Source organism: Micromonospora sp. ATCC 39149, from assembly GCF_000158815.1.
In the GTDB taxonomy this organism is placed as follows: Bacteria; Actinomycetota; Actinomycetes; order Mycobacteriales; family Micromonosporaceae; genus Micromonospora.
The window spans coordinates 249,482-254,493 of sequence record NZ_GG657738.1; the positions used below are offsets into that span (position 1 = coordinate 249,482).

Below are 5,012 nucleotides of genomic sequence, written 5' to 3' on the forward strand. Positions count from 1 at the left end.
GACCTGGTCCTCGGCGACCCGGGCACCCGGGACACGGTGATGCACGCGTTGCAGTGCTGCGTGCCGGACGCGACCCTGCTGCCGGGTGCCATCGAGCGGCTGCACCTGGCCGATCCAAAGGTCGCCGCCACCCTGGACACCGTCACCATCCACGCGGTGGAGCGGCTGCGCCAGGGCGACACCTACCACTACGACGTGGACGTCTGCGACCCCGACGGCAACCTCGTCGAGCGGTGGCAGGGGCTGCGCCTGCACGCCGTGCGCAAGCAGGACGGCACGGGGCCGTGGCTGCCGGCGTTGGTCGGCCCGTACCTGGAGCGGCGGGTCGGGGCGTTCCTGCCCGACGAGCTGCGCTGCGTGGTGCGGCCCGACGACGCGGACGCCACCGGGACTCAGGCCCGCCGCCGGCAAACCGCCCGCGCGGTGAGCTGGGCGCTGGGCACGGAGACGACGGTGCGCTACCGGCCGGACGGCAGGCCGGAGGTCGACGCCGACGTCCGGATCTCGGCCTCGCACGCCGCCGGGGTCACCTTCGCCGTCGCCGGCGCCTCGGCCGCGGTGGGCTGCGACGTGGAGCTGGCCGCGGCCCGTACCGGCGACGAGTGGGCCGGCCTGATCGGCCCGGACGGCGTGGCCCTGGCCACGCTGCTGGCCCGGGAGCAGGGCGAGGAGCTGTCGGTCGCGGCCACCCGGGTCTGGGGCGCGGTCGAGTGCCTGCGCAAGAACGGCCACGCCCGGGTCGACCTGGTGGCCGAGCCGAACGGCACGGCCGGCTGGGTGGCCCTGCGGTCGGGGGCGGCGCGGGTCGCCACCTTCGTCACCGCGCTCAACGACGTCGGGGACCCGGTGGTGTTCACGATGCTGGCGGAAGGAAGCAGGTGAAGTCATGGAGTCCTACTACGAGTACCGGCACCTGGTGGGTTTCGAGGAGACGAACCTCGTCGGGAACGTCTACTACGTCAACTACATGCGCTGGCAGGGCCGGTGCCGGGAGATGTTCCTGCGGGACCAGGCGCCGGAGGTCCTGGCGGACATCCGCGACGACCTGAAGCTGTTCACCCTCAAGTGCGAGTGCGAGTTCTTCACCGAGATCACCGCGTTCGACGAGCTGTCGATCCGGATGCGGCTGGAGGACCTCACGCAGACCCAGATCGGCTTCGCCTTCGACTACGTGCGGCTGCGCGACGGCTTCGAGGAGCTGGTGGCCCGGGGGCGGCAGCGGATCGCGTGCATGCGCGGCCCGAACACCGACACCCGGCCGACCCGGGTGCCGGACACGCTGCGGGCGGCGCTGTCGCGCTACGCGGTGACCCCCGTCGGGGGCGGCCAACGCAAGGTCCTCGAAGGCGTCGGGGAGGGCTGAGCCGTGACCAGAGCGGACCAGCGACCGACCGCCGGCGCGACGACGGTGTCCCCGCCGCCGGCAACGGCGGCCAACCACGCCGAACTGCGGGCGGTGATGGGGATGTTCGCCACCGGCGTGACGGTGGTGACCTCGGGCCGGGACCTCCCGCACGGCATGACCGCGAACGCGTTCACCTCGGTGTCGCTGGACCCGGCGATGGTGCTGGTGTGCGTGAAGCGCAGCTCCGTCATGCACGACACCGTCCTGGCGCAGGGCACCTTCGCGGTGTCCATCCTGGCCGCCGGCCAGGAGGGGCTGGCGCGCTACTTCGCCAGCTCCAGCAGGCCCCGCGACGAACGCGAGTTCGCCACGGTGCGGTGCGAGCCGGGCCCGCACACCGGAGCGCCGATCGTGTCCGGGAACGTGGCCTGGGTGGAGTGCAAGCTGGCGGCCGTGTACGACGGTGGCGACCATTCCATCTTCCTCGGCTCGGTGCTCGGCACCGGTCGGGGTGACAGCAACGACGCGCTGCTGTTCCACGGCGGCCGGTTCAGCGAGGTGGGCAAGGGTTGACCGGGTCGGCCCGGCGCCGGCCGGGCCGACCACCCGACGGCCGGGCGGCCCACGCATCCCGCGTGGTCGACCCGGCCGTCGCCGTGTCACCCCACTGCGGACCGACCGACCCCGCCCCGACGACCCGCATGTCCAGCGCAGCCCCTATGCAGCTGCCCGCGCCAACGGGGCGCTGGACCCCGGACCCCGGACACGACGAGGCGCAACCGGCCCGGAGAGCACCGGTTGCGCCAGGATCGGATCGGGGCCGGGTCAGGCCTCGTGGACGTGCATCGGCAGACCGCCGCGTACCCGCACGGTCAGCATCGGCTCCGGCACCACCGGGTAACCGGGGCGCAGCGACAGGCGTAGCTGGCGGGTCACGCAGGCCAGCACGAACACCGCATCAAACAGCCCGAGGTTGTTGCAGACGCAGAAGCAAGGGCCGGCGCCGAACGGGATGTAGGCGTACCGCGGCCGGTCGGTGCGCCGGTCCGGGTCGAAGCGCTCCGGGTCGAAGCGGTCCGGGTCGGGCCAGAACCCCGGGTGCCGGTGCAGGGTGTACGGGCAGAGCACGACGTCCGCGCCGGCGGGCACGTGCCAGCCGCCCACGACGTCGTCGCCCTGGGCGATGCGGGGCAGCAGCCACACCGGCGGATACAGCCGCATCACCTCGTCGACCACCATTGCCGTGTACCTCAGCCGGTGCAGGTCCTCGTACACCGGGTTGCGGTCGCCGAGCACCTCGACGGCCTCGGCGTGCATCCGCTCCCACACCTCGTGATGCCGGTCGAGCAGGTAGAAGGCCCAGGTCAGGGTGCTGGCGGTGGTCTCGTGCCCGGCAAGCAGCAGGGTGACCAGTTCGTCGCGCATCCGCTGCCGGGCCACCCGGGGGTCGGTCTCCCGGCTGGTCGACTCGATCAGCCGGGACACCACGTCGTCGCGGCCGGCGATGCCGCCGGGCTGCGCCCGCCGGTGCGCCACCAGCCGGTCGACGATTTCCTGTAGCTCGGCGCGGGCCCGGCGGAAGCGCCGCTGCCGGGGCAGCGGCACCCAGGTCGGCACGGCACCCAGCGACATCATCTCGAAGATCGCCTGGTCCTGCACCGCCTCGAACGCCGCGCCGATCCCGCCGAACTCCCCGAGGTCGGCGTCGAGCAGCGTCCGGCCCAGCACGCCGAGGGTCAGCTCGGTCATCTCGTGCCGGATGTCGACGGGGCCGCCGCCGACCATGCGTTGCAGCCGGGCGGCCATCCGCACCGACTCCTCGGCGACCGCGTCGGCCTGGCGGGCGATCCGGCGGGCCTGGAACACCGGCTGGATCACCTTGCGCTGCTTGGTCCACAGCTCGCCCTCGCTGGTGAGCAGGCCGTCGCCGAGGGTACGGCGGGCGTGCACCAGCCCGATGCCCTTGTGGTAGTTGCCGGGGTTCTCGGCCAACACGTGCTTGGCGTGGTCGGGGTGGTTGAAGAAGTAGAGCGTCTTCGGGCCCAGCGGCAGCCGGACCGCGTCGCCGTGCCGGGCGGAGACCGCCCGCATGACGTCCAGCCGGTTGCGGGCCATCCGCCCGAGCAGCACCGGGGCGGTCCACGGCGACGGGCCCGGCGGACGCAACCGGCTGGGGTCGGCGATCGCCGTCACGGCTGCACCCGGGCGTTGGCCCGGAAGCGCGCGGCCACGGCGCGCCGCCACACCTCGTACGCGGGCAGGCCGGAGGCGTCCGGGCCGGCGGGGATCAGCTCGTCGGTGACCCGACCCGCGTCGGCGGCCGAGGCCCGGCAGAAGACCTGGGTGGCCAGCTCCGTGTGCGGCACCAGCAGCCCCGCCCGGATCCGGGCCTGCGCGGCGAACGCGCTGGCCTGGGCGACGAACGGGGCGTGCTCGCCCGAGCGGGCCGCGAACACGCGCAGCTCGTCGGAGGTGCACCCGCCCGCGTACGTCGCCGCGAGCCCGGCCCCGCTGTAGAGGTCCTCGCGCCGCGCCGCCGGGAACCGGTCGATGAGGTCGGCGGCGACCGTCGGGTCGCAGCCGGCGACGAACCAGGTGGCCCGGCCGATGCCCTGGTCGATGGCGCGGGCCGCGTACGCGGTGGGGCCCTCGGGCGGCCACGGGAAGTCGGTCACCGCGCGCCGGCCGTGCACGTACGCGTCGGTGTGGAAGTATGCCTGGTGGAAGCCGTAGCCGTCATGCACGAGCCAGCGCAGCAACGGGTCGGTGGCACCTGCCAGGGCCCGCCGCCACAGGAACTTCGGCAGCCGGGCCAGCGCCCAGCCGATACCGACGTACGCCATGTAGACGTGCCGGTCACCGGTGCCGGCGAGGAATGCGGCGCTGCGCCGGGGCGTGCCGGGGGTGAGCGCGTCGACCAGCGCGAAGCCCATCGCCGCTCCCTCGTAGGCGAATCCCTGGAAGCGGGTCGGCAGCGTGGCGAGATCGGTGTCGACGTCGGTCACCCGGCGGGCGCCGGCGGCCGAGGAGAGCCCGGCCAGGAACGACGAACCGACCGTCTCCAGGATGGTGCGGGACTCCGGGCTCTTGACGTGGAACCCCCGGGTGGAGACGAGGGTCTCCGAGACGTCGGGGGTGAGGACGCGGCGCCTGAGCGCCCTGATGGTGCCAGCCACCTGCTGCTCCCATTCATCCAGGATCGACGATCCAACAGCCTCATCCTCCCGGCCGTCCGTCGCCCGCGGCCACTTCCCGATTGCCCTCTGACCTGCGGCTGAGCAGCCGGGACAACGGCACGTTGGGAGTAGTTCGCCGCCGCCGCACGGGACACGATCGAGCCGCCCGTCAGGCCGGCAGCAGCGTCGCGCCGCGCGTCCCCGCGCCGGTCGCGGGCGGAGAGGAGCTCCCGATGTTGGTACTCGTGACGGGCGGCACGGGTTTCGTCGGCGCGCACACGGTGGCGGCGCTCGCCGCAGCCGGGCACCGGGTGCGGGTGCTGGCCCGTGACCCCGACCGGGTCGCCCCGGCCCTGTCCCCGCTGTCCGTGCCGAGCGACGCGGTGCAGGTCGCCGACGGCGACGTCGTCGACGAGACGGCGGTGGACCGGGCCGTTCGCGGCGTCGACGCGTTGGTGCACGCCGCCTCGGTCTACTCGTTCGACAGCCGG

6 protein-coding genes are annotated in these 5,012 nt (G+C 73.8%); 4 read left to right on the forward strand and 2 right to left on the reverse strand.

Features of this window, described 5'->3' with window-relative positions:
• The 3 genes from MCAG_RS01100 to MCAG_RS01110 all read left to right on the forward strand — a co-directional run.
• A partial coding sequence (locus MCAG_RS01100; protein WP_036371835.1) for a polyketide synthase dehydratase domain-containing protein occupies nt 1-882 on the forward strand: 882 nt, incomplete at its 5' end.
• A 4-nt stretch (nt 883-886) separates the two neighbouring features.
• Nucleotides 887-1,363, forward strand: a complete 477-nt coding sequence (locus tag MCAG_RS01105) for a thioesterase family protein (protein WP_007071157.1) — start codon at nt 887-889, stop codon at nt 1,361-1,363.
• A 3-nt stretch (nt 1,364-1,366) separates the two neighbouring features.
• The gene (locus MCAG_RS01110; RefSeq protein ID WP_007071158.1) at nt 1,367-1,918 is read left to right on the forward strand and encodes a flavin reductase family protein; all 552 of its coding nucleotides are present in this window, start codon (nt 1,367-1,369) and stop codon (nt 1,916-1,918) included.
• Between the two features lie 252 nt (nt 1,919-2,170).
• Here the strand turns inward: MCAG_RS01110 and MCAG_RS01115 are convergent, their stop codons facing one another.
• Nucleotides 2,171-3,538 (reverse strand): cytochrome P450, encoded by a 1,368-nt coding sequence (locus tag MCAG_RS01115; RefSeq protein ID WP_007071159.1) that lies wholly within the window; start codon nt 3,536-3,538, stop codon nt 2,171-2,173.
• Entirely contained in the window at nt 3,535-4,521 is a 987-nt protein-coding gene (locus MCAG_RS01120; RefSeq protein WP_007071160.1) for a DUF1702 family protein, read from the reverse strand. The genes MCAG_RS01115 and MCAG_RS01120 overlap by 4 nt, the downstream gene beginning before the upstream one ends.
• A gap of 233 nt (nt 4,522-4,754) precedes the next feature.
• On the opposite strand from MCAG_RS01120, the gene MCAG_RS01125 reads away from it, so the two are divergent.
• A partial coding sequence (locus MCAG_RS01125) for an SDR family NAD(P)-dependent oxidoreductase (protein WP_036371838.1) occupies nt 4,755-5,012 on the forward strand: 258 nt, incomplete at its 3' end.